The organism is Erwinia sp. E602 (assembly GCF_018141005.1).
Lineage (GTDB): Bacteria > Pseudomonadota > Gammaproteobacteria > Enterobacterales > Enterobacteriaceae > Erwinia.
On the sequence record NZ_CP046582.1, the window covers coordinates 4,047,800 to 4,073,248 of the forward strand.

Annotated in this window: 20 protein-coding genes; 5 read left to right on the forward strand and 15 right to left on the reverse strand. The window is 57.9% G+C overall.

The window, feature by feature from the left end; translation table 11 throughout:
* Positions 1–40: 40 nt before the first annotated feature.
* Complete coding sequence (gene folA / locus GKQ23_RS20220; protein ID WP_056235916.1) at positions 41–523, reverse strand: type 3 dihydrofolate reductase; 483 nt, start codon at positions 521–523, stop codon at positions 41–43.
* 192 nt (positions 524–715) lie between these two features.
* Between folA and GKQ23_RS20225 the strand changes: the two genes are divergently transcribed.
* Positions 716–1,330: a LysE family translocator gene (locus tag GKQ23_RS20225; protein ID WP_212409280.1), complete on the forward strand. Its 615-nt coding sequence runs from the start codon at positions 716–718 to the stop codon at positions 1,328–1,330.
* 62 nt (positions 1,331–1,392) lie between these two features.
* Here GKQ23_RS20225 and carB read toward each other — a convergent pair whose 3' ends face one another.
* The 3 genes from carB to dapB form a co-directional block, all read right to left on the reverse strand.
* Positions 1,393–4,617 carry a carbamoyl-phosphate synthase large subunit gene (gene carB, locus GKQ23_RS20230; protein ID WP_056235909.1) on the reverse strand — a complete coding sequence of 1,075 codons (3,225 nt, stop codon included), beginning with the start codon at positions 4,615–4,617 and terminating at the stop codon, positions 1,393–1,395.
* Between the two features lie 15 nt (positions 4,618–4,632).
* A complete protein-coding gene (carA, locus tag GKQ23_RS20235; protein WP_369814372.1) occupies positions 4,633–5,781 on the reverse strand; it encodes a glutamine-hydrolyzing carbamoyl-phosphate synthase small subunit in 1,149 nt (382 codons plus the stop codon).
* Positions 5,782–6,249: 468 nt separating this feature from the next.
* Positions 6,250–7,071 carry a 4-hydroxy-tetrahydrodipicolinate reductase gene (dapB, locus tag GKQ23_RS20240; RefSeq protein WP_212409281.1) on the reverse strand — a complete coding sequence of 274 codons (822 nt, stop codon included), beginning with the start codon at positions 7,069–7,071 and terminating at the stop codon, positions 6,250–6,252.
* A 1,089-nt stretch (positions 7,072–8,160) separates the two neighbouring features.
* On the opposite strand from dapB, the gene GKQ23_RS20245 reads away from it, so the two are divergent.
* Positions 8,161–8,475, forward strand: coding sequence for a hypothetical protein (locus GKQ23_RS20245; RefSeq protein WP_212409282.1), 315 nt, complete (start codon positions 8,161–8,163; stop codon positions 8,473–8,475).
* 100 nt (positions 8,476–8,575) lie between these two features.
* Here GKQ23_RS20245 and ispH read toward each other — a convergent pair whose 3' ends face one another.
* From ispH to ribF, 5 genes are read right to left on the reverse strand one after another with little or no spacing between them, the layout of a single operon-like run.
* Positions 8,576–9,529, reverse strand: coding sequence for a 4-hydroxy-3-methylbut-2-enyl diphosphate reductase (ispH, locus tag GKQ23_RS20250; RefSeq protein WP_212409283.1), 954 nt, complete (start codon positions 9,527–9,529; stop codon positions 8,576–8,578).
* Entirely contained in the window at positions 9,510–9,980 is a 471-nt protein-coding gene (fkpB, locus tag GKQ23_RS20255; protein WP_101505425.1) for an FKBP-type peptidyl-prolyl cis-trans isomerase, read from the reverse strand. The genes ispH and fkpB overlap by 20 nt, the downstream gene beginning before the upstream one ends.
* A 3-nt stretch (positions 9,981–9,983) precedes the next feature.
* Complete coding sequence (gene lspA, locus GKQ23_RS20260; RefSeq protein ID WP_212409284.1) at positions 9,984–10,490, reverse strand: signal peptidase II; 507 nt, start codon at positions 10,488–10,490, stop codon at positions 9,984–9,986.
* Positions 10,491–13,310, reverse strand: a complete 2,820-nt coding sequence (gene ileS, locus GKQ23_RS20265; protein ID WP_212409285.1) for an isoleucine--tRNA ligase — start codon at positions 13,308–13,310, stop codon at positions 10,491–10,493.
* Positions 13,311–13,338: 28 nt separating this feature from the next.
* Complete coding sequence (ribF, locus tag GKQ23_RS20270; protein WP_212409286.1) at positions 13,339–14,277, reverse strand: bifunctional riboflavin kinase/FAD synthetase; 939 nt, start codon at positions 14,275–14,277, stop codon at positions 13,339–13,341.
* Between the two features lie 316 nt (positions 14,278–14,593).
* Between ribF and rpsT the strand changes: the two genes are divergently transcribed.
* Positions 14,594–14,857 (forward strand): 30S ribosomal protein S20, encoded by a 264-nt coding sequence (rpsT, locus tag GKQ23_RS20275; protein WP_056235887.1) that lies wholly within the window; start codon positions 14,594–14,596, stop codon positions 14,855–14,857.
* A gap of 274 nt (positions 14,858–15,131) precedes the next feature.
* On the opposite strand, the gene nhaA is transcribed toward rpsT, so the two are convergent.
* From nhaA to tal, 6 genes are all read right to left on the reverse strand, one after another.
* A complete protein-coding gene (gene nhaA, locus GKQ23_RS20280) occupies positions 15,132–16,292 on the reverse strand; it encodes a Na+/H+ antiporter NhaA (RefSeq protein ID WP_200929782.1) in 1,161 nt (386 codons plus the stop codon).
* Positions 16,293–16,610: 318 nt separating this feature from the next.
* Positions 16,611–17,753, reverse strand: a complete 1,143-nt coding sequence (gene dnaJ / locus GKQ23_RS20285) for a molecular chaperone DnaJ (protein ID WP_056235881.1) — start codon at positions 17,751–17,753, stop codon at positions 16,611–16,613.
* Between the two features lie 252 nt (positions 17,754–18,005).
* Positions 18,006–19,916 carry a molecular chaperone DnaK gene (gene dnaK, locus GKQ23_RS20290; RefSeq protein ID WP_056235878.1) on the reverse strand — a complete coding sequence of 637 codons (1,911 nt, stop codon included), beginning with the start codon at positions 19,914–19,916 and terminating at the stop codon, positions 18,006–18,008.
* A 238-nt stretch (positions 19,917–20,154) separates the two neighbouring features.
* Complete coding sequence (locus GKQ23_RS20295) at positions 20,155–21,459, reverse strand: MFS transporter (protein WP_212409287.1); 1,305 nt, start codon at positions 21,457–21,459, stop codon at positions 20,155–20,157.
* 122 nt (positions 21,460–21,581) lie between these two features.
* Positions 21,582–22,169 (reverse strand): molybdopterin adenylyltransferase, encoded by a 588-nt coding sequence (gene mog, locus GKQ23_RS20300; protein ID WP_056235874.1) that lies wholly within the window; start codon positions 22,167–22,169, stop codon positions 21,582–21,584.
* Positions 22,170–22,380: 211 nt separating this feature from the next.
* Complete coding sequence (gene tal, locus GKQ23_RS20305; RefSeq protein ID WP_056235871.1) at positions 22,381–23,334, reverse strand: transaldolase; 954 nt, start codon at positions 23,332–23,334, stop codon at positions 22,381–22,383.
* 258 nt (positions 23,335–23,592) lie between these two features.
* Here tal and yaaA point away from each other — a divergent pair, with 258 nt between their 5' ends.
* Positions 23,593–24,366, forward strand: a complete 774-nt coding sequence (gene yaaA, locus GKQ23_RS20310; RefSeq protein WP_212409288.1) for a peroxide stress protein YaaA — start codon at positions 23,593–23,595, stop codon at positions 24,364–24,366.
* 143 nt (positions 24,367–24,509) lie between these two features.
* Positions 24,510–25,328, forward strand: a complete 819-nt coding sequence (locus tag GKQ23_RS20315; RefSeq protein WP_212409289.1) for a helix-turn-helix domain-containing protein — start codon at positions 24,510–24,512, stop codon at positions 25,326–25,328.
* Positions 25,329–25,449: the final 121 nt, after the last annotated feature.

Here is a 25,449-nt window from a genome sequence, read left to right on the forward strand (position 1 = left end):
GCGCCATGATAGAAGCCGAAGATGTCAGCAGCGTGACGACTTAGCGGCGATCGAGGATCTCAAAGCAGAAGCTGTGGGAGTTCTTGTCGTCGGCGTCGTGAAATTCGCTAAAGGTTGACTGCCACTCATCCGGCTCATAGTCCGGGAAATGGGTATCCCCTTCCACTTCCGCGTCAATGTGGGTCAGATAGAGACGATCGGCACGCGGCAGCAGCTGCTCGTAGATCCGTCCGCCGCCGATCACCATCAGTTCTTCCACGTCGCCTGCTACCTGCAGCGCTTCGTCAATCGAGCTCACCCAGGTCACACCATCGGCATCGCCAGGTTTACTGCTAATTACAATATTCAGCCGTCCTGGCAGCGGGCGTCCAATCGACTCCCAGGTACGCCGCCCCATCACCACCGGCTTGTTCAGCGTCTGGCGTTTAAACCACGCCAGGTCAGCAGGCAGGTGCCATGGCATGGCGTTTTCCATACCAATTACGCGATCGGCCGCCAGGGCCGCAATCAGGCTAATCATCATATCAAACTCAGCAGGGGGTAAAATTCGCGCCATCATACGGAAAGGCGAAACTTTCGTCGATAGGTAAGCGCTGCATATTCCGTAAAGGTTGTTCAGCGCGGCCTTTACGTGCTCTGCCTCTCACCATTTCGGCCACCACACTCCCCCCTTCGTGCTAAACTTCGCCCTTTACACTCCCTGCAGAAACCGATCATGTTTGAAACTACGCTGTTCGTTGCCACCATCGCCACGCTGGGCATGCTCTCCCCCGGCCCCGATTTTTTCCTGGTGGTGAAAAATGCCGCCCGCTATTCGCGCCGCGCCGCGCTGATGACGGCGATGGGCGTTAACTGCGCGGTCGCCACCCATATGGCTTATTGTGTGGCCGGCCTGGCAGTGGTCATCACCACCACGCCGTGGCTGTTTATGCTGCTGAAATATGCCGGTGCAGCGTACCTGATCTGGATCGGTATTCAGGCGCTGCGGGCGCACGGCGGCAGCAGGCTGGATCTGAATAGCGTGGCGCAGGAACCGGTGACGCTGAGTAAAGCCTTCCTGCAGGGCTACCTGTGTAACCTGCTCAACCCGAAGGCGACGCTGTTTTTCCTGTCGGTATTCACCCAGGTGCTCAGCGTCGACTCCGGCGTCGGTGAGAAACTCTGGTATGCCGGCATCATCCTCGGCCTCTCCACGCTGTGGTGGCCGCTGCTGGTGTTTCTGATCCAGAGCGCACCGGTGCGTGCCGGGCTGACCAAAGCCCAGCGCATCATCGACAAACTGCTGGGCGGCGTGCTGATCGCGCTGGGCATCAAGGTGGCGCTCTCCTGATAGATCCCCCCTATAAAAAAACCCCGCTCGGAAGCGGGGTTTTTTACAGCTGTTGTCAGCGATTAACCGGCGATCTGCGCGTGCATTTCCTGCACTGAAATCACCCGGTCAGTCGCGCTGGAGTTCAGCGAGGTGGTGGTGGCGAAGGCACCGTTCAGCGTGGTGTCGTAGTGCACCTTGTACTGCAGGGCACTGCGGCGGATCAGCTTGGAATCCTCAATCGCCTGGCGGCCTGCGGTGGTGTTCACGATGTAGGCGTATTCACCGTTCTTCAGGCGATCCTGAATGTGCGGGCGGCCTTCGTGCACCTTGTTTACCCGGCGTACGACGATACCCGCGGCTTCCAGCACCGCAGCGGTGCCGGCGGTGGCGTCCAGCTCAAAGCCGTAGCTCTGCAGACGCTGTGCCAGCTCAACGATACGCTTCTTATCGCCTTCGCGAACCGACAGCAGCGCGCGGCCGCTCTTCTTCATGTTGCTCTGCGCGCCGAGCATCGCTTTGCAGAAGGCTTCCGCAAAGCTGCGGCCGACGCCCATCACTTCACCGGTTGAACGCATTTCCGGGCCGAGGATCGGGTCAACGCCCTGGAACTTGTTAAACGGCAGCACCACTTCCTTCACCGAGTAGTACGGCGGGATAATCTCTTCGGTCACGCCCTGCTCGGCCAGCTTTTTGCCTGCCATCACGCGGGCAGCCACTTTCGCCAGCGGTACGCCGGTGGCCTTGGAGACGAACGGCACGGTACGGGCGGCACGCGGGTTCACCTCAATCAGGTACACCTCGTTATCCTTCACCGCGAACTGCACGTTCATCAGGCCGCGTACGCCCAGCTCGAAGGCCAGTTTCTCGACCTGCTGACGCATGACGTTCTGGATCTCTTCGCTCAGCGTGTAGGCCGGCAGAGAACAGGCGGAGTCACCGGAGTGCACGCCGGCCTGCTCAATGTGCTCCATAATGCCGCCGATCAGCACCTGGTCGCCGTCGCAGATGGCATCAACATCCACTTCCACCGCGTCATCAAGGAAGCGGTCCAGCAGCACCGGCGCGTCGTTCGAGACGGACACCGCGGTGTTGAAGTAGCGCTTCAGGTCGATTTCGTCGTAGACGATCTCCATCGCGCGGCCGCCCAGCACGTAGGACGGGCGCACCACCAGCGGATAACCGATGATCGCCGCTTTCTCTACCGCCATATCGATGGCGGTCACCGTGGCGTTAGCCGGCTGTTTCAGTCCCAGGCGATCGACCGCCTGCTGGAAACGCTCGCGGTCTTCGGCACGGTCAATCGAATCCGGGCTGGTACCGATCACCGGTACGCCTGCTGCTTCCAGCGCGCGCGCCAGCTTCAGCGGGGTCTGGCCACCGTACTGCACGATCACGCCTTTCGGCTTCTCGATGCGCACGATTTCCAGCACGTCTTCAAAGGTCACCGGTTCGAAGTAGAGACGGTCAGAGGTGTCGTAGTCGGTTGACACGGTTTCCGGGTTACAGTTGACCATGATGGTTTCGAAACCGTCTTCACGCAGCGCCAGCGCGGCGTGAACGCAGCAGTAGTCGAACTCAATACCCTGGCCGATACGGTTTGGACCGCCGCCCAGCACCATGATTTTGTCACGATCCTGGCTCGGGTTAGACTCGCACTCTTCTTCATAGGTGGAGTACATGTAAGCGGTATTGGTGGCGAATTCCGCCGCACAGGTGTCCACGCGTTTGTAGACCGGGTGCAGGTTATGCTGCTCGCGCAGCTTGCGGATTTCGGCTTCCGACACGCCGGCCAGCGCCGACAGGCGGGCATCGGCAAAGCCTTTACGTTTCAGGTTACGCAGGAAGTCGTAGTTCAGGCCGTTAACGCCCTCTTTCGCCACCTGCTGCTCCAGCTGCACCAGCTCTTCAATCTGCACCAGGAACCAGCGGTCAACGTTGGTCAGCGCGAAGATATCCTCCACGCTCAGGCCGGCACGGAAGGCGTCCGCGATGTACCAGATACGGTCTGAGCCGGCATCTTTCAGCTCGCGACGGATGGTGGTCAACGCTTCCGGGTCGTTAAGGTCGACTTTCGGGTCGAAACCGGTCGCGCCCACTTCCAGGCCACGCAGCGCTTTCTGCATCGATTCCTGCAGGGTGCGGCCAATCGCCATCACTTCACCGACCGACTTCATCTGGGTAGTCAGACGGTCATTCGCACCGGCGAACTTTTCAAAGTTGAAGCGTGGGATTTTAGTGACCACGTAGTCGATAGAGGGTTCAAACGAAGCCGGGGTCAGGCCACCGGTGATATCGTTGGTCAGTTCGTCGAGGGTGAAGCCTACTGCCAGCTTGGCGGCGATTTTAGCAATCGGGAAGCCGGTCGCTTTTGAGGCCAGCGCCGACGAGCGCGACACGCGCGGGTTCATCTCGATAACGATCAGACGGCCGTTCTCCGGATTCACCGAGAACTGAACGTTAGAACCGCCGGTCTCCACGCCGATTTCACGCAGTACCGCCAGCGAGGCGTTACGCATGATCTGGTACTCTTTGTCGGTCAGCGTCTGGGCTGGCGCTACGGTAATCGAGTCACCGGTGTGGATGCCCATGGCATCGAAGTTTTCAATCGAGCAGACGATGATGCAGTTGTCGTTTTTATCACGCACCACTTCCATCTCGTACTCTTTCCAGCCAATCAGCGACTCGTCAATCAGCAGCTCGTTGGTTGGCGACAGATCCAGACCGCGTTCGCAGATCTCTTCGAACTCTTCACGGTTGTAAGCGATACCGCCGCCGGTGCCGCCCATGGTGAAGGACGGACGGATGATGCACGGGAAGCCGACGTCAGCGGCAACCGCCAGCGCTTCTTCCATGGTGTGTGCGATACCGGAACGCGCGGTGTCCAGACCGATCTTCTTCATCGCCACATCAAAGCGGCGACGGTCTTCGGCTTTATCAATCGCGTCGGCGGTGGCGCCGATCATGGTGACGCCGAACTCGGCCAGCACGCCCTGACGTTCCAGCTCCAGCGCACAGTTCAGCGCGGTCTGGCCGCCCATGGTCGGCAGAACCGCGTCCGGGCGCTCTTTTTCGATGATCTTACGCACCACTTCCCAGTTGATAGGCTCGATGTAGGTGGCATCGGCCATTTCCGGGTCGGTCATGATGGTGGCCGGGTTAGAGTTCACCAGGATAACGCGGTAACCCTCTTCACGCAGGGCTTTACACGCCTGGGCGCCGGAGTAGTCAAATTCACAGGCCTGGCCGATAACGATCGGGCCAGCACCGAGGATCAGGATACTTTTTATGTCTGTACGTTTTGGCATTTTTTCGCTCCTGATTTATTTCGCGGCAGAACGGTAAGCGTTAATCAGTTCGATAAAGTGATCGAACAGCGGTGCAGCATCGTGCGGGCCTGGGCTGGCTTCAGGGTGCCCCTGGAAGCTGAACGCCGCTTTATCGGTGCGGTGAATACCCTGTACCGTGTGGTCAAACAGTGAGGTATGGGTCACGCGCAGGTTAGCCGGCAGGTTGCTGTCATCAACGGCAAAACCGTGGTTCTGCGCGGTGATCATCACGGTGTTGTTGTCGTGATCTTTCACCGGGTGGTTGCCGCCGTGGTGGCCGAGCTTCATCTTCACCGTTTTAGCCCCGCTGGCCAGCGCCAGCAGCTGGTGGCCTAGGCAGATGCCGAACACCGGGATGTCGGTTGCCAGCAGACGGGTGATGGCGTTAATCGCGTAGTCACACGGCTCCGGGTCGCCCGGTCCGTTAGAGAGGAACACGCCGTCCGGATTCAGGGCCAGCACCTCTTCTGCAGAGGTCTGCGCCGGCACCACGGTCAGGCGGCAGCCGCGATCCACCAGCATGCGCAGGATGTTGCGCTTCACGCCGTAGTCATAGGCCACCACGTGGAACGGCAGCTCCGCAGCGGTTTTCGCCGCCGGCAGTTCATCTTCCAGCGTCCAGCTGCCCTGTGCCCATTGATAGGCATCCGGGGTGGTGACTTCTTTTGCCAGGTCCATGCCTTTCAGGCCCGGGAAGGCTTTAGCCTTTTCCAGCGCCACCGCGGCGTCCAGCGCGTCACCGGCAATGATGCAACCGTTCTGTGCCCCTTTTTCGCGCAACAGACGGGTCAGCTTACGCGTATCGATATCGGCAATAGCGACAATGTTGTGGCGAACCAGATACTCAGACAGCCCTTCTTCATTACGGTAGTTGCTGGCAATCAGTGGTAAATCACGAATAACCAGGCCCGCGGCATGTACCTGAGTGGATTCTGCATCAGCGGCGTTAGTGCCGACATTGCCGATATGGGGATAAGTAAGAGTAACGATCTGGCGGGAATAGGAAGGATCAGTGAGGATTTCTTGATAACCGGTCATTGAAGTGTTGAAAACAACTTCTCCCACTGCCGATCCGGTTGCCCCGATGGCCCGACCGTGGAATTGGGTTCCGTCTTCCAGAACCAAGAGCGCTGACTTAATCAAAACATCCTCCAGGGAATAAACAGTCACAATATCTGCATATTAATTCAGGATTGCCCCTAAAATCAACGTCAAAACTGCCTGAATGCTCAGTTTTTGGCAAATTGCGCGCATTCTAATGATAGCCCCGCCTAATGTCTACCCTGAGAGCCACTTTTTCTTATTTTTTTAACTCACTGAACGGAAAATCAGTAGATTGGCGATAAAAAGGGAACATATCCTGGTGATAAAACCGTTTGCCTGACGGCTTACGCATAAAAACAGAGGGAAAAGTGTGAAAAACCAGACCAAATGGTCAAAATTATTATCTTTGGCGACCAGTAAAATCAATAAAAAGCAAATTTCAGACCGCTGAAACAAAATAAACAACGAAGGTCTTTTTTTTACAAAATAAAAAGGGCAATAAAAATTATTGCCCACTCAATCATAACCTTATGATTGTAATAACCACATCACGATGGTGCACAACACTTACAAATCTTCCAGATTAAGCACGCTTCTCATATCAAAGAGACCTGATTTATGCGCACTCAACCAACCAGCCGCACGAACCGCACCATTAGCGAAGGTCATCCGGCTTGAAGCCTTGTGGGTAATCTCTACCCGCTCACCGATATCCGCAAACATCGCGGTATGCTCACCGACGATATCGCCGGCGCGTACGGTGGCAAATCCGATAGTCTGCGCCTTGCGCTCGCCGGTAATGCCTTCACGGGCGTAAACCGCGTGCTCGTTCAGGTTCCAGTCCATCGCATCGGCAATCGCCTCACCCATCGCCAGCGCGGTGCCGGACGGCGCATCCACTTTATGACGGTGGTGGGCTTCAATAATTTCGATATCCGCGTAGTCGCCCATCACTTTGGCGGCTTTTTCCAGCAGCTTCAGTACCAGGTTAACGCCGACGCTAAAGTTAGCGGCAAACACGATGCCAATCTCTGCCGACGCGGCCTTAATCGCCGCCTTGCCCACCTCATCAAAGCCGGTGGTACCAATCACCATCGCTTTGCCATGCTGGCGGCAAAAGGCCAGGTACTCCAGGCTGACTTCCGGGCGGGTAAAATCGATCAGCACGTCGAAGTCATTTACCACCGCGTTCAGGCTGTCGCTGATTTTCACCCCCAGCGCACCGCTGCCCGCCAGTTCACCGGCATCAGCCCCCACCAGCGATGACCCGGCACGCACCACGGCGGCCCCCAGACGAGCGCCTTCGGCCTGTACAGTGGCCTGAATCAGCTGACGTCCCATACGCCCGGCGGCTCCCACCACGGCGATACGGATTTCTGCGTTACTCATAATTATTCCCAGTCTTATATCAATGCATGCAAAGCGCACACAGATTAACCACGCGTTAACTACTGTGCCACAATTAAAAGCGGATGATTAGAATTTTACGCCAGCGCGCAATCATTATCAGTAAAACGAATTTTTGTAAGGATTCAGAGGGTAAGCGAGTCGGTGCCCGGTTGGCTTGCCTCTTCCGGGATCGTGTTGCTGGTGGGTTCAGTGATTACGTCGTGATTGCGTCGCTGGTGGGCTCTGTGATCGTGTCGCTGCCGAACCCGGAGGCTGGGTCGGCCGTTGGCGGCAGATCGCCGGGTCGCCGTGACCCCATCCATGGGGGCTCGGACGGCGCGTCCATGCGCCGTACGCCCGGCTAACCTGTCCACCAACGGCCTCCCCTCCCAGCTATTGCGTAGCTTTAGTAAAAACCATGCACAGGCGGAGTTATGAGGATTTTGAAGTCTTGAAGACTTGAAGACTTGAAGGGTTTAAGGCAGCAACACAGAAAATTACAGGCAATCGGGGTTTATCCGGATAAGCGGACCTTCGGGCACAGGGACGTGCCCGACAGAGCCCAGGGATGTTACTGGCGTGTCCGCGTTCCGGATAAACCCCGATAAGCCAGGTGCCCGAATCCATAGCGACCCGGCTCCAAAGCCACGCCCCAATACGCCAGCCTCCTGAATCCGCAGCGACCCGGCCCTAAAGCCACGCCCGGACAGGCCAGACTCCGAGCCCACAGCGACCCGCCCCAAAACCACGCCCATTAAACCCGAAACACAAAAAATCTCATGGATACTTTACGAAATAAAGCAGGAAAAGCGGTTATTTAAAAAACATTCATTGAAAAAAAACACGCTGTCCTTTAACAAGGAGTTTTCGGACATCAGGCTGGAGTCACGATGAAGGAAAAGATCTTAATCTTCATACTCTGTTTTTTAATTTACTTTTTCACGGTCTGGCTGGTTATGTCAGTTTTTAAGGACACCTTCCTGCCAGGAAGCACTATCGTGCAGGGGCTGGTTTTTTCTTTCGCTATTTTAATAGCGTTCAGGGTAAAAAAATCATTCTCTGGTAAACACTAATTAAGGAAAATCTGTAATGAAAACACTTTCATTTGTTAACTATCGGTTGGTCAGTGGCGCAGGTGACACATTTAGCGGTGCCGCTCTGGCCGGAGCAGTCGCTGGCGGAGCCGTTACCGGAGGCCTGGCAGGAGCCGCAATAGGTGGTGTAGGCGCACTGCCTGGTGCGCTGGGTGGCGCAGCGCTGGCTGGTGCAGGTTATACAGCGAATCAACTTATTCAGGGATTTCTGGACAATGGCCAGTCGTGGCCAGCAGGCGCAGACTTCAGTTCTTTCGAAATTCTAAATGGATTTCTGAAAAAATCAAAAGAAGGTGGCGGGCCTCTTTGAAATTCAGGCACAGGTCGACGGTTTTACTCGTCGAAACCGATAAAAAAGCATCACCGCTTTATTGCCCGGCAAGCGAACGCTGCCGGGCAATATTTATTTCTTAGTCAACCTGACGCACGTCGACGCGCAGCTCTTTCGGTACTTCGAATACGATGTTCTCTTCGCGGCCGATCAGCTCAATCGCTTCCACGCCGCCCAGCTCGTTCAGACGCTGGATCACCTGCTGCACCAGCACGTCCGGTGCTGAAGCCCCGGCGGTGACGCCCACGCACTTCGCGCCCCTGACCCACTCCTCCTGAATATCTTCAGCGGAGTCGATCAGCCGCGCCAGCTTACCGGCACGCTGTGCCAGCTCCGCCAGACGGTTAGAGTTAGAGGAGTTCTTCGAACCGACCACCAGCACCACGTCGGCATCCTTCGCCAGCACCCGCACCGCTTCCTGACGGTTGGTGGTGGCGTAACAGATATCGTCTTTTCGTGGCCCGACAATCTTCGGGAAACGGGCGCGCAGAGCATCGATCACCTCGTAGGTGTCGTCCACCGACAGCGTGGTCTGCGTCATAAAGCACAGGTTATTCTCATCCTTAACCTGCAGCTTCCACACGTCAGCCGGCTGCTCCACCAGATACATCCCCCCTTTCGGGTTATTGTACTGGCCCATGGTGCCCTCCACCTCCGGATGCCCGGCGTGACCGATCAGGATCGCTTCGGTCCCCTTACGGCTGGCGCGCGCCACCTCCATATGCACCTTGGTCACCAGCGGACAGGTGGCATCAAACAGCATGGTCAGATCGCGGGATCTGGCTTCGGCCCGCACCGCCTGCGACACGCCGTGTGCCGAAAAGATCAGGATCGAGCCGTCCGGTACTTCGCTAATCTCTTCGATAAAGATCGCTCCGCGCTCGCGCAGGCTGTTCACCACATAGCGGTTATGCACCACTTCATGGCGCACGTAGATCGGTGCGCCATACATCTCCAGCGCACGCTCCACGATGCTGATGGCACGATCGACCCCAGCGCAGAAACCGCGCGGGTTAGCCAGCATGATCTGCATGGGTGCCCTCCAGTACCGGATCGATCTCCAGCACTTCTATATCAAAGTGAATGGTCTGCCCGGCCAGCGGATGGTTGAAATCCACGGTGATGGAATCACCGGAGATTTCACGGATCACGCCCGGCATCTCGTTGCCATCCATGCCGCTGAACAGCATGATTGCACCGATCTCCGGTTCGCCGGCCTGGACAAAATCACGGCGCGAAAAATACTGGATCAGATCGGGGCTGATACCGCCAAACGCGTCCTCAGGCGGGAGTGCGAAGGCGTGCTTATCGCCCACCTTCATCCCCACCAGCTGGCTTTCCAGCCCGTCAGACAGGCTACCGTCGCCGAGGCGAAACAGCGCCGGTTTGCCGTTACTGCGCGTTGACTCTGCAGTAGAGCCATCCGCCAGCTTTAAGGTGAAATGCACCAGCACCGCGCTATCGTGCTGTACAGAATCGGTCATGCCTTACCCTTTGCTCTTAGCCGGTTTGCTGGCAGGGCTGATAAACCCTTCCAGCACGATTAATGCTGCGCCAATGCAGATGGCGCAGTCGGCGATGTTAAAGGTGGCAAAATGCCAGTCACCGACGTAAAAGTCGATAAAGTCCACCACAAAGCCATGATATGACCGGTCAAACAGGTTGCCCGCCGCCCCGCCAACGATCAGCGCGTAGGCGATGTTGTTCAGCTTCTTGCTCGCCGGGCTGCGGTACATCATCACCAGCAGCGCCACCACGATGGCAATGGCAATGCCGGCGAAGAACCAGCGCTGCCAGCCGCCGTGATCGGCAAGGAAGCTGAATGCCGCACCGTAGTTGTGCGCATAGAAGAAGTTAAAGAACGGTATCACCGGCATCGTCTCATGCAGCATCAGCGTATCCATAATCCACTGCTTGCTGCCGAGATCGATAACGATGACCAACAGCGCCAGCCACAGCCAGCGCAATCCGGTTGAGAGTACAGGTCGGCTCATTTATGCAAACTTACGTTGTTCGCCGCTGCCCGCGACGTTGGTGACACAGCGGCCACAGATATCGGCATGTTCAGCGTTCTGACCGATATCGGTGGTGTAATGCCAGCAGCGCGGACACTTGTCGCCTGCGGCTTTGTGCAGACCAATTTTCAGGCCTTTTACCGTCTCACTCTGCTGAGCTTCAGCCGGCGCCTGCGCCAGTTCAGCCACCTGCGCACCCGAGGTCAGCAGCACAAAGCGCAGCTCGTCACCGAGGCTGTTCAGCTTCGCGGCCAGCTCCGCGTCGGCATACAGCGTGACGCTGGCTTCCAGCGCGCCGCCGATCTGTTTGTCGGCACGCGCCTGCTCGAGAACCTTGTTGACTTCGCCGCGCACCTTCAGCAGTTCGTCCCAGTAAGCATCGTTCATCGGCTCGCTGGCGTCCAGCGCGAACAGGCCGTCGAACCACTCTTCGGTAAACACGTACTGGCTGCGTTTGCCCGGCAGGTAGCCCCAGATTTCGTCAGCGGTGAAGGACATGATCGGTGCCATCCAGCGCACCAGCGCTTCAACGATATACCACAGCGCGCTCTGGCAGCTGCGACGCGCCAGGCCATCGGCCTTAGCGGTGTACTGACGGTCTTTGATCACGTCCAGATAGAAGGACCCCATCTCTACCGAGCAGAACTGCATCAGGCGCTGTACCACTTCGTGGAAATCATAGGCCTCGTAGGACGCCACGATATCCTGTTGCGCGGCCAGCGCGCGGCCCACCGCCCAGCGATCGACTACCACCATCTCTTCTGGTTTCACCAGGTCCGTTTCCGGATTAAAGCCGGCCAGGTTAGCCAGCAGGAAACGCGCGGTGTTACGGATACGGCGGTAGCTGTCGGCGGAGCGTTTGAGGATCTCGTCCGACACGGCGATCTCGCCGGAGTAGTCGGTGGATGCCACCCACAGGCGCAGAATGTCAGCACCCAGCTTGTTCATCACGTCCTGCGGCGACACGGTATTGCCGAGCGACTTGGACATTTTGCGGCCCTGACCATCGACGGTGAAACCGTGGGTCAGCACCTGGCGGTAAGGCGCTTTGCCTTTCATCGCCGTGCCGATCATCAGTGAGGACATAAACCAGCCGCGGTGCTGATCGGAACCTTCCAGATACATATCCGGCGTATGCCCGCCAAACTCAGGACGCGCGTCCACCACCGAGAAGCTGGTAGAACCGGAGTCAAACCACACGTCCAGCGTATCCGGCACCTTAACGTAATGGTCAGCGTCATCGCCCATCAGCTCGCGCGGGTCGAGATCCCACCACGCCTGAATGCCGTCCTGCTCAACGCGCTGGGCCACTTTCTCCATCAGCTCCAGGCTGTCCGGGTGCAGCTCTTCGCTCTCTTTGTGAACGAACAGTGCCATTGGCACGCCCCAGGTACGCTGGCGCGAGATACACCAGTCCGGGCGGTTGGCAACCATCGACTCAATACGCGCCTGGCCCCAGTCCGGGATCCACTGCACGCCTTTGATCTCTTTCAGCGACTGCGCACGCAGGCCCTTTTGATCCATGCTGATAAACCACTGCGGGGTGGCACGGAAGATGATCGGGGTTTTGTGACGCCAGCAGTGCGGGTAGCTGTGGTGCAGTTTCTCAACGTGCAGCAGCGCGCCTTTTTCACGCAGCAGCTCAACGATCATATCGTTGGCTTTAAAGACGTTAACGCCATCCAGCGTCGGATAGGTACCCGGCAGATAGCTGCCGTCCGGGCCGACCGGGTTGGCCACTTCAATGCCGTATTTCTGGCCGATCACGTAGTCGTCCGGGCCGTGGCCTGGCGCGGTATGCACCGCACCGGTACCGGCATCCAGCGTGACGTGTTCGCCGAGTACCACCGGGGAGACGATCTGCTCCAGGAACGGGTGCTGGAAGCCCTGCAGCTCCAGCGCCGCACCTTTGGCTTCGCCCAGCACCGTCCACTCGCTGACGCCGGCGCGCTTGAGTACGCTCTCCACCAGGTCTTTGGCGAGGATCAGCGCACGGCCGTCAATCTGCACCAGCTGGTAGTCAAATTCCGGGTGCAGGGAGATGGCGCGGTTCGCCGGCATGGTCCACGGGGTGGTGGTCCAGATCACCAGCGATACCGGACCTGCGGCATCCGCCACGCCAAATTTCGCCAGCACGGCGGCTTTGTCCACGGCGTTAAACGCCACGTCGATCGACGGTGAAGTTTTGTCGTAGTACTCGACCTCGGCTTCCGCCAGCGCAGAGCGGCAGTCGAGGCACCAGTGCACCGGCTTAGCGCCTTTGTGCAGGTGGCCATTACCGATGATTTTACCCAGTGCACGGATGATGTTGGCTTCGGTTTTGAAGTTCATCGTCAGGTACGGGCGATCCCAGTCACCCAGCACGCCGAGGCGGATAAAGTCGGCTTTCTGCCCTTCCACCTGCTCGGCGGCGTATTTACGGCAGGCGGCGCGGAATTCGGCCGGGGTGACTTTCTCACCCGGTTTGCCGATCGTCTGCTCCACTTTGTGCTCAATCGGCAGGCCGTGGCAGTCCCAGCCTGGGACGTACGGCGAGTCATAGCCCGCCATGCCTTTCGACTTAACGATAATGTCTTTCAGAATCTTGTTAACCGAGTGACCAATATGAATGCTGCCGTTCGCGTACGGAGGGCCATCATGCAGGATAAAGGTTTTTTTCCCTTTTTTGGCTTCGCGGATGATGCCGTACAGCTTGTCATCATACCAACGTTGCAGCATTCCCGGTTCGCGTTTGGCCAGATCGCCACGCATCGGGAACCCCGTTTCCGGCAAGTTCAGGGTAGATTTATAGTCACTCATCAGATTCTCGATTCCGTATTTCGGTTCTTTAAACCGGTGTTTGCAGCCCAAAAAAAGTTCGGGCAGTCACCACATCGTTAGCAATTTGCTCTTTCAGCGCGTCAAGCGAGGCAAAACGCTGCTCATTACGTATTTTTTTGCGCAGCACCACTTCAATGTGGCGCCCGTAAAGATCGGCCGTTACGTCCAGAAGATGCACTTCCAGCTGCTGGCGGATACCGGCCACCGTCGGCCGGGTGCCAATATTGGCCACGCCGGGCAGCGGGCGGTCGCCAAGGCCACGGACTTCAACGGCATACACCCCTTTCACCGGGGAGACTGAACGCCGCATCGGCAGGTTGGCGGTGGGGAAACCGATAGTACGCCCCAGCGCATCACCGTGCACCACGCGGCCAGAAATGCTGAAGGGGTGCCCCAGCAGCGCACTGGCCTGTGGCAGGTCGTCTTCCGCCAGCGCCTGACGCACGGCGGTGCTGCTGATGCGTTGCCCGTTGTCGCAAAAGGTCTTGGTGCTGATGACACTGAAGCCATATTCGGCACCAGCCCTCTGTAATAACAGGAAATCCCCCTGGCGACCAGCGCCAAAACGGAAATCATCCCCCACCACCAGAAACTGCACACCGAGTTTCCCGACCAGCAGGTCGGAGACAAAACTCTCGGCGGTGTTGGCAGCAAAGCGGTGGTCAAAACGCACGCACAGCACGATGTCGACGCCGGCCTGCTCAAGGTAGCAGAGTTTTTCCCGTAGACGGGTCAGGCGGGCGGGCGCACTGCCTGGCGCAAACAACTCCAGCGGCTGGGGTTCGAACAGCATGACCATCACCGGCAGGTTGCGTTGCTTCCCTTCTTCGCTCAGACGCGCCAGCAGCGCCTGATGCCCGCGGTGCACGCCGTCAAAATTACCGATGGCCAGCACGCAGCCGCGATGGTGTTCTCTCAGATTGTGTATGCCGCGGATAAACTTCATGGCTGGCTCAAATTTGTGGAAATCGGCGGATTATACCTTGTACAGCCCGTAAGGTTAACCCGCGAATGCGCGCTTTCGCGCTTTCTTGCTGCCATTTACTGCCGCAGGTCGCTGACCGGGCAGGGGATGTGATTTTTATTGTGAATAAGCTGTATTCGCCTGGACGAAGCTGGTAGAATCTTGCGCCATCGAAACGTAATGAAGTGCCATCGTTCCACCGGCGCTTATTTGCACAAATCCATTGACAACCAAAGGCGAAAAGGGCATATTCCTCGGCCTTTGAATTGTCCTCATAGAACTATTTGGGAGTTGTACCTTGGCTAATATCAAATCAGCTAAGAAACGCGCCGTAACGTCTGAGAAGCGTCGTAAGCACAACGCTAGCCGTCGTTCAATGATGCGTACCTTTGTTAAGAAAGTATACGCTGCTATCGCTTCTGGCGACAAAGCTGCGGCGCAGAATGCATTCAATGAAATGCAACCAATTGTGGACCGTCAGGCAGCTAAAGGCCTGATCCACAAAAACAAAGCTGCACGCCATAAAGCAAACCTGGCTGCACAGATCAGCAAACTGGCTTAATGCCTGCTTGTTAGTCGAGCTTTGATAAAGAAACCGCCCTTACGGCGGTTTTTTTATTTTCCGGGTTTGCTGCCGTTTGCTGCACTGCGGTCATGCTGCGTTAAAGGCCGCCTCAAAATGCTCACCTGCCCTCAGTAAAGTGCGCTTTTTCGGCGGCCTTTGCCCGCTACACTGCCTCCGGCAGCCTGTCTGAAAAAAAATAATCCATTGCAGTGTCTTTCAGTTAAGCCTTGCACAGACCGTCTGTTGTCAGCACGGCCTGTCTGTCACTCACTTAGCGCAGCTTCACCCGCAGCAGCAGATACCCCACTACCGCCGACACCACCGATCCGGTCAGAATACCGATCTTAGCCAGCGTCACCAGCTCCTCGTGCGCCGCATCAAAGGCCAGCGAAGCGATGAAGATCGACATGGTAAAGCCAATCCCACACAGCACGCCGACCGCGGCGATATCGATCATGCGGGTTTTTTCCGGCAGTGCTGCCAGCTTCAGCTTCACCGCCAGCCAGCAGATCAGCGTAATGCCCAGCGGCTTGCCGATAAACAGACCGAGCACGATGCCCAGCGGCACCGCCGAGAACAGCCCACCCGCCGGTACGCCAGCCAGCGAGACGCCAGCGTTGGCAAAGGCGAACAGCGGCAGGATCAGCCAGCTGACCCACGGCTGCAGGCCGTGCGCCAGCTCAACCGCCGGTGACGGGCCGTCCGGGTTCTTCAACGGAATAAAGAAACCAACGACCACCCCGGCCAGCGTGGCGTGCACCCCCGACTTCAGCACCGCCACCCACAGCACCATTCCCACCAGCAGATAGAGCGACGTCTTGCGCACGCCGCACAGGTTAAGCAGCGCCAGCGCCACGATGGCGGCAGCGGCAACGCCGAGCGAGGCCAGCGACAGGTTGCTGGTATAGAAGAAGGCAATAATTACGATGGCGCCGAGATCGTCGATCACCGCCAGCGCCATCAGGAAGATCTTCAGCTGCACCGGCACCCGGCTACCGAGCAGCGCCAGAATCCCCAGTGCAAAGGCGATATCGGTAGCGGTGGGGATCGCCCAGCCGTGGATCGCCAGCCCGTCGGCGTGGTTAAACGCCGCGTAGATCAGCGCCGGGGCCAGCATCCCGCCCAGTGCGGCGATCAGCGGGAACACCGCCCGCTGGCGGCTGTTCAGCGAGCCGGTGATCAGCTCGCGTTTGACTTCCAGACCAATCAGCAGGAAGAACAGCGCCATCAGCGCATCGTTAATCCACAGCAGCAGGTCCTTATTGATGTCGAGGCTGCCGAAGCGGAACTGCACCGGGGTGGCCAGGAGCGCCTGATAGGCGTCGCGGGTGCCATCGTGGTTAGCCAGAAACATGGCGATCGCCGCCGCGATAATCAGTACGACGCCACCGGTCGCATCATTGTTAAACAGTTTTTTTAGCATGCTTTTCAATTCCAGGCTCCGCTGAATGTGACAAGAGTTGTCAGAATGGCGTCTAGCATACGTCTTTAACGCGCGGGGAAAAACGGCTTTTACCGGCATTTACCGGCTTCCAGAAACCAGCGAAGTGAGCGCGCGCGCCACGAGGGCCAGCAACACCGGTAAAAAGAACGGGGATGACCGTTCAGAGGGTCAGAAAAGAAGGGAAGCTTTTAAGGGCTTAAGGCTGACAAAGCGTACTTAATCTGCACGGCGAATAAGGGCGGCGCGGAAAACAAAAAAGCGGAGGATTTCCCCTCCGCTTTTAGCGTTGACCGTTTACAGGCGCGGTTAGCGCGTCAGGTCATCAAAGAACTTCTTCACGCCGTCAAAGAAGCTTTTTGAACGCGGGCTGTTGTTGTGCTCGCCGCTCGGCCCGCCAAAACTCTCTTCCAGCTCGCGCAGCAGCGCTTTCTGCTTGTCATTAAGGCTGACCGGGGTTTCCACCACCACGCGGCACAGCAGGTCGCCCTGCGCGCCACCACGGACGGATTTAACGCCCTTGCCGCGCATGCGGAACAGTTTGCCGGTCTGGGTTTCCGCCGGCACCTTCAGCTTCACCCGGCCATCGAGGGTCGGCACTTCAATTTCGCCGCCGAGCGCCGCCATCACAAAGTTGATCGGCACTTCGCAGTAGAGGTTGTTCTCTTCACGTTCGAAGATATGGTGCTTGCGCACCTGCACCTGAACGTAGAGATCGCCCGCCGGCGCGCCCTGCTCGCCGGCTTCACCTTCACCGGTAAGGCGAATGCGGTCGCCGGTGTCCACGCCCGCCGGAATTTTCACCGACAGGGTTTTAGATTTCTCTACCCGGCCGTGGCCGCGGCAGGCGTTGCACGGATCTTTAATGATCGAGCCGCGCCCCTGGCAGGTCGGGCACGCCTGCTGCACGGTAAAGAAGCCCTGGCGCATCTGCACCTGGCCGGCACCGTGACAGGTGGAACAGGTTTGTGGCTTGGTTCCCACCTTCGCCCCGCTGCCGTGGCAGACGTCACACTCTTCCAGCGTAGGGATACGGATCTCTTTGGTCACGCCGCGTACCGCTTCTTCCAGCGACAGCTCCATGTTGTAGCGTAAATCAGCACCGCGCGCGGCGCGCTGCTGACGGCGGCCTCCGCCGAAGATATCGCCGAATACGTCGCCAAAGATATCACTGAAGTCTGCGCCGCCGCCGCCAAAGCCGCCGTGACCGCCGCCCATACCGCCCTGCTCGAAGGCCGCGTGACCGTACTGATCGTAGGCCGCACGCTTCTGCGCATCGGTCAGAATTTCGTAGGCTTCTTTAATCTCTTTAAACTTGCCTTCGGCTTCTTTATCGCCCTGGTTACGGTCCGGGTGATACTTCATCGCCAGGCGCTTATAGGCCTTTTTGATCTCACGCTCTTCCGCTGATTTGGAAACGCCTAAAATCTCGTAATAATCTTGCTTCGCCATGGTAATTTTCAGCCCTTAACATGCGTGCACGGGCGAGGAGATCTCTCCACGCCCGTGCTGGTTAAATCCGCCACTACGATACATCATGCTTCAGGCTGCCTCTGCGTTGGCTGCTCTCGCTCACCCCAGTCACACAGATCTCTGTGCTGCCGGGGATTCACGCGTTTACCGCCTTGATGCACCCAGTGTAGCCCCCATGAAGGGACCTGAATGGTTGTATGTATCAGTAGTGACGAGCCCGCTCAAGGGCGATTATTTTTTGTCTTTAACTTCTTCGAATTCGGCGTCAACCACGTCGTCATCTTTCTTCGTTGCGTCGGTGGCGTCAGCTGCACCGCCGGCGGCCTGCTGCTGCTGAGCGAACTCCATCAGCTTGCCGGACACTTCCATCAGCGCCTGAATCTTAGCTTCGATTTCCGCTTTGTCTTCGCCTTTCAGCGCGGTGTTCAGCTCGGCCAGCGCCGCTTCGATCGGTGCTTTGTCTTCTGCTGGCAGTTTATCGCCGGCTTCGTCCAGCTGCTTACGGGTGCTGTGCGCAGCCTGATCACCCTGGTTACGGGTCTGCACCAGCTCTTCAAACTTGCGGTCAGATTCTGCGTTCGCTTCCGCATCACGCACCATTTTTGCGATCTCTTCTTCGTTCAGACCGGAAGAGGCCTTGATGGTGATCTTCTGCTCTTTACCGCTGTTTTTGTCCTTGGCAGACACGTGCAGGATACCGTCAGCATCGATATCGAAGGTCACTTCGATCTGCGGCATGCCGCGCGGCGCTGACTGAATACCGTCGAGGTTAAACTGACCCAGCGATTTGTTATCCGCCGCACGTTTACGCTCGCCCTGCACCACATGGATGGTCACCGCAGACTGGTTGTCTTCTGCCGTTGAGAACACCTGGCTGTGTTTAGTCGGGATAGTGGTGTTCTTGGTGATCAGCGAGGTCATCACGCCGCCCATGGTTTCAATACCCAGCGACAGCGGGGTAACGTCCAACAGCAGAACGTCTTTGACTTCACCGGCCAGCACGCCACCCTGCACCGCAGCACCTACGGCGACGGCTTCGTCCGGGTTAACGTCTTTACGCGGCTCTTTACCGAAGAACTCGGCCACTTTCGCCTGCACCATTGGCATACGAGTCTGACCACCGACCAGGATCACGTCGTTGATGTCAGAAACCGACAGGCCGGCATCCTGCAGCGCAACTTTCAGCGGATCGATAGAGCGCGCGACCAGGTCTTCTACCAGTGATTCCAGTTTCGCACGGGTCACTTTGATGTTCAGGTGCTTAGGACCGGTGGCATCTGCAGTGATGTACGGCAGGTTAACGTCGGTCTGCTGCGCAGAAGAGAGCTCGATTTTCGCTTTCTCTGCCGCTTCTTTCAGACGCTGCATTGCCAGCGGGTCGTTGTGCAGATCGATGCCCTGATCTTTCTTAAATTCAGCCACGAGGTAGTTGATCATACGGCTGTCGAAGTCTTCACCACCCAGGTGGGTATCACCGTTGGTTGCCAGTACTTCGAAGGTTTTTTCGCCGTCAACTTCGTCGATTTCGATAATGGAGATATCGAAAGTACCGCCGCCCAGGTCATATACCGCGATGGTGCGGTTGCCCTGGCCTTTGTCCAGACCGTAAGCCAGCGCGGCAGCGGTCGGTTCGTTGATGATACGTTTTACTTCCAGACCCGCGATACGGCCGGCGTCTTTGGTTGCCTGGCGCTGCGCATCGTTGAAGTAGGCCGGAACGGTAATTACCGCTTCAGTTACCGGCTCACCCAGGTAATCTTCTGCCGTTTTCTTCATTTTTTTCAGCACTTCGGCTGAAATCTGTGGCGGCGCCACGCGCTGGCCTTTCACGTCCAGCCAGGCATCGCCGTTGTCGGCACCGACGATTTTGAACGGCATGATTTTGATATCACGCTGTACTTCTTCGTCCTGGAAGCGACGGCCAATCAGGCGCTTGATCGCAAACAGGGTGTTCTGCGGGTTAGTCACCGCCTGACGTTTAGCAGGCTGACCGACCAGCGTTTCACCGTCCTGGGTATACGCGATGATCGATGGCGTGGTGCGATCGCCTTCGGCGTTCTCCAGCACACGCGCTTTACCGCCATCCATAATAGCCACACAAGAGTTGGTGGTGCCCAGGTCAATACCAATAATCTTACCCATCTAAACGTCTCCCACTTAAATTTGTTTCAAATCAGGTTATGAACCTTAAATGCGGGCGTTTCCGGCAGTTTCAACTGCGCGCCCTGCGCTTTTTTTCCAGGTTCCTCGCCTCGGATGCCAGATAAGATGGGGCCGAGTGCCCCGGCATCAAGGGGGATGACGAAAAAAATTTCACTTTCGCTATAAAAAAACCCGCTGCGCGGCGGCGGAGCGGGTTTTCAGGAGATGGCGATGCCTTTTAGCGGGCGTCGGCCTGCTTCAGTGACGTACGCTGGCCCGCGTCCCGCAGCAGCCAGAAACCGAGCAGCAGCCCGATCGCCGCCAGCCCGACCACATAATAAGCCGGTGCCATCGGCGTCCACTTCATCAGCAGGGTGATGGTGACCGGCGTCAGGCCGCCAAAAATCGCGTAGGAGAGATTATACGAGAAGGAGAAGCCGGTAAAACGCACCTCGGCCGGGAACGCCCCAACCATCACGAACGGCACCACCCCCACCACGCCCACGCACAGGCCGGCGATGGCATAGGCCACCATCAGCTGCTCCGGCGCCAGCGCCGCTACCTGGAAAAACGACCAGCAGGAGATCGCCAGCAGCAGGCTACCGACAATCAGCACCACCGCCGCACCGAACCTGTCCACCAGCGCCCCGGCGACGATACAGCCGATAATCAACATCACGGTCGCCACGCTGTTAGCCTGCAGCGCCGCCGTGGCCGGAATGCCGTGCACCTTCTGCAGCAGGGTCGGTGCCATCAGCAGCACCACCATAATACAGGCCGATAGCATCCAGGTGAGCAGCATCGACAGCACCACGCTGCCCTTATGATCGCGCAGCACGGTTTTCAGCGGCAGCCCGGCGGCCAGCGCCTTGCGCTGCTGCATGGCGGTAAACACCGGGGTTTCATGCAGCCAGCGGCGCAGATACATTGCCCCAAGGCCAAAAATGCCGCCCAGCAGGAACGGAATGCGCCAGCCGCCGTCGAGGATCGCCTGCGGGGTCAGCGCGCTGGTCAGCAGCGTGGCGACCAGCGATCCCAGCAGAATACCGAAGGTCAGCCCGGCGGTCAGCGTGCCGCAGGCAAAACCGACGCGCTTTTGCGGCACGTGCTCGGCGACAAACACCCAGGCACCCGGTACCTCACCGCCGATCGCCGCCCCCTGCAGCACGCGCAGCAGCAACAGCGCCACCGGTGCGGCAATACCAATGGTGGCGTAGGTCGGCATCAGCCCCATCGCCAGCGTCGGCAGCGCCATCATCAGAATACTCAGGCTGAACATTTTCTTGCGGCCGCGGCTGTCGCCGAAGTGCGCCATAATCAGCCCACCCAGTGGCCGCGCCAGATAGCCGGCGGCAAAGATCGCAAAGGTCTGCAGCTGGCGCAGCCACTCGGGAATATCCGCCGGGAAGAACAGCTGGCCGATGGTGGCGGCAAAGAAGACGAAGATGATGAAGTCGTAGAACTCCAGCGCACCACCGAGGGCGGCCAGAGATAACGTTTTATAGTCCTGCCCGGTAAGGCGATGCGCGGTTTCGGATGCCATTGCTGATAAGTCCAGTGTCAGATGAAATTCATATAGTCCGTTGTGTAAAGCTAAACGTACTATATCGTCAATTTACTGACACACCATTGCAAGCTGGATCTTATCCGTGAAATAGCAGATTTTTAGCCGTTTGTTTCACGTCTGGCACTTTTAGGCCGAAAAGCTGCTACCACCTGCGGATCTGTCTCGACGTATGGGCCCTCCAGCAGCTGGATGCAGTACGGCACGCTGGCAAAAATGCCCGCCACCAGCGCTTTGCCGTCGGCATCTTTCAGCCCTTCCAGCGTCTCCTGAATCGACTTCGGCTGGCCGGGCAGGTTGATCACTAAAGACTGTTTGCGGATCACCCCCACCTGGCGGGAGAGGATCGCGGTGGGTACAAAGTTAAGGCTAATCTGGCGCATCTGCTCGCCAAAACCGGGCATCTCGCGATCGGCAATCGCCAGCGTGGCGTCCGGCGTCACGTCGCGCCGCGCCGGGCCGGTGCCGCCGGTGGTGAGCACCAGATGACAGAACAGCTCGTCGACCAGTTCACAGATCGCCTGCTCAATCATCGGCTGCTCATCGGGCACCAGACGCGTTTCTATTTCGAACGGCGTGGTCAGCGCGCGTCTCAGCCAGGCTTCCAGCGCCGGCAGCCCCAGGTCGGGATAGATGCCGTTAGCGGCGCGGTCGGAAACGGAGATCAGTCCTATGCGGAGTGTGTTCATATTGGGTTCGCCGTCAGCAAAGAAGAGAGGCAGGCAGTATAACCGCAAAGCACCATGAGTGGCAGGCACAGAGAGCAGGAAGGCGGGGGGAGGTTCGTGTTACCGGGGACAGCTGCCAGAGAGACGCCAGGTCTGCACAGAGGCGTTAGCGGGCCAGAGCGGGTGGAGGCAGTGGAGGCAGTGCGGCCGGTGACCCGGCCGCGCTTAACGATTACAGCAGGTCGGCAATCATTTTATCCAGTTTGCCCTGGTCGATGGCAAAGTTACGGATGCCTTCAGCCAGTTTCTGTACCGCCATTGGATCCTGGTTGTGCTGCCACAGGAACTCAGCCTCGGTCATTTTAGCCGGACGCGCTTTCACTTCACCGGTGTAAGACAGCTTGCGCTCAACGGTGCCTTCGGTCTCCGCCAGCTCTTTCAGCAGGCCCGGGGAGATGGTCAGACGGTCACAGCCGGCCAGTTCGATGATCTCACCAACGTTACGGAAGCTGGCGCCCATCACCACGGTCTCGTAACCGTGCTGCTTGTAGTATTCGTAGATTTCGGTCACTGACACCACGCCCGGATCTTCATTCGGCGCGTACTCTTTCTTGTCGGTGTTGGCTTTGTACCAGTCGAGGATACGGCCCACGAACGGAGAGATCAGGAACACGCCCGCTTCTGCGCAGGAACGCGCCTGAGCGAAGGAGAACAGCAGGGTCAGGTTACAGTTGATGCCTTCTTTTTCCAGCTGCTCGGCGGCACGGATGCCCTGCCAGGTGGACGCCAGCTTGATCAGGATGCGGTCGTTGCTGATGCCGGCATCGTTGTACAGTTTGATCAGGCTGCGTGCCTTGGCTACGCTGCCTTCGGTGTCGTAAGACAGACGCGCATCAACTTCGGTAGAGATGCGGCCCGGAACCAGCTTCAGGATCTCCAGACCGATGTTTACCGCCAGCTTGTCAGCGGCGTAAGCGACCTGCTCTGCTTTATCGCTGCTCTGCTCGCGCGCCCAGACGACAGCTTCGTCGATCAGCTTACGGTATTCTGGGATCTGCGCTGCGCTCAGGATCAGCGACGGGTTAGTGGTCGCGTCCTGAGGTTTGTAGAGTTTCATTGCCGCGATATCGCCGGTGTCGGCAACTACGGTAGTGACTTGACGCAGGGAGGTTAATTTGTCCGTCATGTTTGTCATTCTCATCGAGGTTGATTTGATAGGGTGTTGAAAATGTCTGCCCCGGATGATAGCACGCGCAACTCACCATGCAAGCAGCAGCGTTCCCCGTAACACCAGTGACGAACATCGCAGCACAAATGGCTATTTATCCACTATTTTATGCGGGTAATACCCCTGGCCTATGGCAGTGATTTACCCGTCCGGCGAGCTTTTTTGGTAAAGTAAGCGCTGAGGTTTATCGCAACGAGTCATCACAAGGAAACGACGATGTTAATGGTAATTTCCCCGGCTAAAACGCTGGACTATGAAAGCCCGTTGGCGACGGCGCGTTTCACGCAACCGGCGCTGCTGGATCAGTCGCAGCAGCTGATTGAGGTGGCACGCCAGCTCTCCCCGGCGCAGGTGGGTACGCTGATGCACATCAGCGACAAGCTGGCGCTGCTTAACGCAGAGCGCTTCAACGACTGGCAGCCGGATTTCACCCCGGACAACGCCCGTCAGGCGATTCTGGCCTTTAAGGGCGACGTTTACACCGGCCTGCAGGCGGAAACCTTCAGCGAGGCGGATTTTGACTTTGCCCAGAGCCACCTGCGGATGCTCTCCGGGCTGTACGGCCTGCTGCGCCCGCTGGATCTGATGATGCCCTACCGCCTTGAGATGGGCATCAGGCTGGAGAACCCGCGCGCGAAGGACCTTTACGGCTTCTGGGGCGATCGCATTACTACGGCACTGAACGCCGCGCTGGCGGAACAGGGCGACAGCGTGCTGATTAATCTCGCCTCCGACGAATACTTTAAATCGGTTAAGCCGAAGCAACTTAACGCCGACATTATCAAGCCGGTGTTCCTCGATGAGAAGAACGGCAAGTTCAAGGTGATCAGCTTCTACGCCAAGAAGGCGCGCGGCCTGATGAGCCGCTATATCATCCAGAACCGCCTGACGCAGCCGGAACAGCTGAAGAAATTCAACATCGACGGCTACTTCTATGACGCCGACGGCAGCAGCGGTAACGAGCTGGTGTTTAAGCGCCGCGAAGCGTAATGCCACGCCGGGCAGCGCCCCTGCCCGGCCCCCTTTCACCTGCTGTTCGTTAACCCGCTCACAAATTTTGCATCACCACTCGCGCGCCCGGCAACGGTTGTCCAGGCTTGTCATCATTCAGTCCCCGACAGGAAGCCTGTCTGATGCACACGCTCTGTATGGAAAAATACTTCAGCGCCGACAGCCAGCCGTTCGCGCTCTACGTCAGCGATCCGGAACGCAATAACTGCGAGCACAGCCATGAATTCGACGAACTGGTGTTTGTTGAAAGCGGGCACGGCCTGCACGTGCTCAACGGCCAGCCCAGCTTTGTCCAGCAGGGCGATGTGTTCTTCGTACACGGCCAGGAAAGCCATTTTTACGACCGGCTGGGCACGCTCAGATTAACCAACCTGCTGATCAACACCCGTCGGCCGTTACGCTATCTGAGCAATCTTCAGCCGCTGCTGAACGGTATTAACCGCCCCCCCGACCAGCAGCCGGGCTGGCTGACGCCACAGGAGCGTCTGGCCTGCCGTCAGACCATTGCCCGCCTGACCGCGCCCTCCAGCGACGCGCTGCTGGATGACGCCGCCCGGGAGGTGGTCTGGTTAGAGCTGCTGCTCTCCCTTCATCGTTCCCTGAGCAGCGCCAGTCGCGGCCATACCCATTTTAAAGCCCATCGTCTGATCCACTGGCTGCAGGCCAACTGTTTTGAAGAGATCGACTGGGACACGCTGTGCAGCCATTTTCTGCTCAGTAAACGCACGCTGTATCGCCAGGTGAAAGAGATTACCGGGCTTTCTCCGCACCAGTTTATTCGTAAACAGCGCCTGCTCGCCGCGCGCGTCTGGTTGCGCAGCGGGGAAGCGAGCGTTACGGACATCGCCTTCCGCTGCGGTTTTAGCAGCAGCAACCACTTCTCCTCCAGCTACAAAAATCTGTTCGGCTACGCTCCCTCACAGGAACCCCTTCAGCCATAAAGCCCGCACGCCATTTGTGAGCGGCAGCATGGCAATCTTTCCCTCAGTGCCACCCGCGGTACGCATTTGGCGACGCGGCGGTGGCCGCTGCAGTGGGCATTTTTATAATCAGAACGTTACC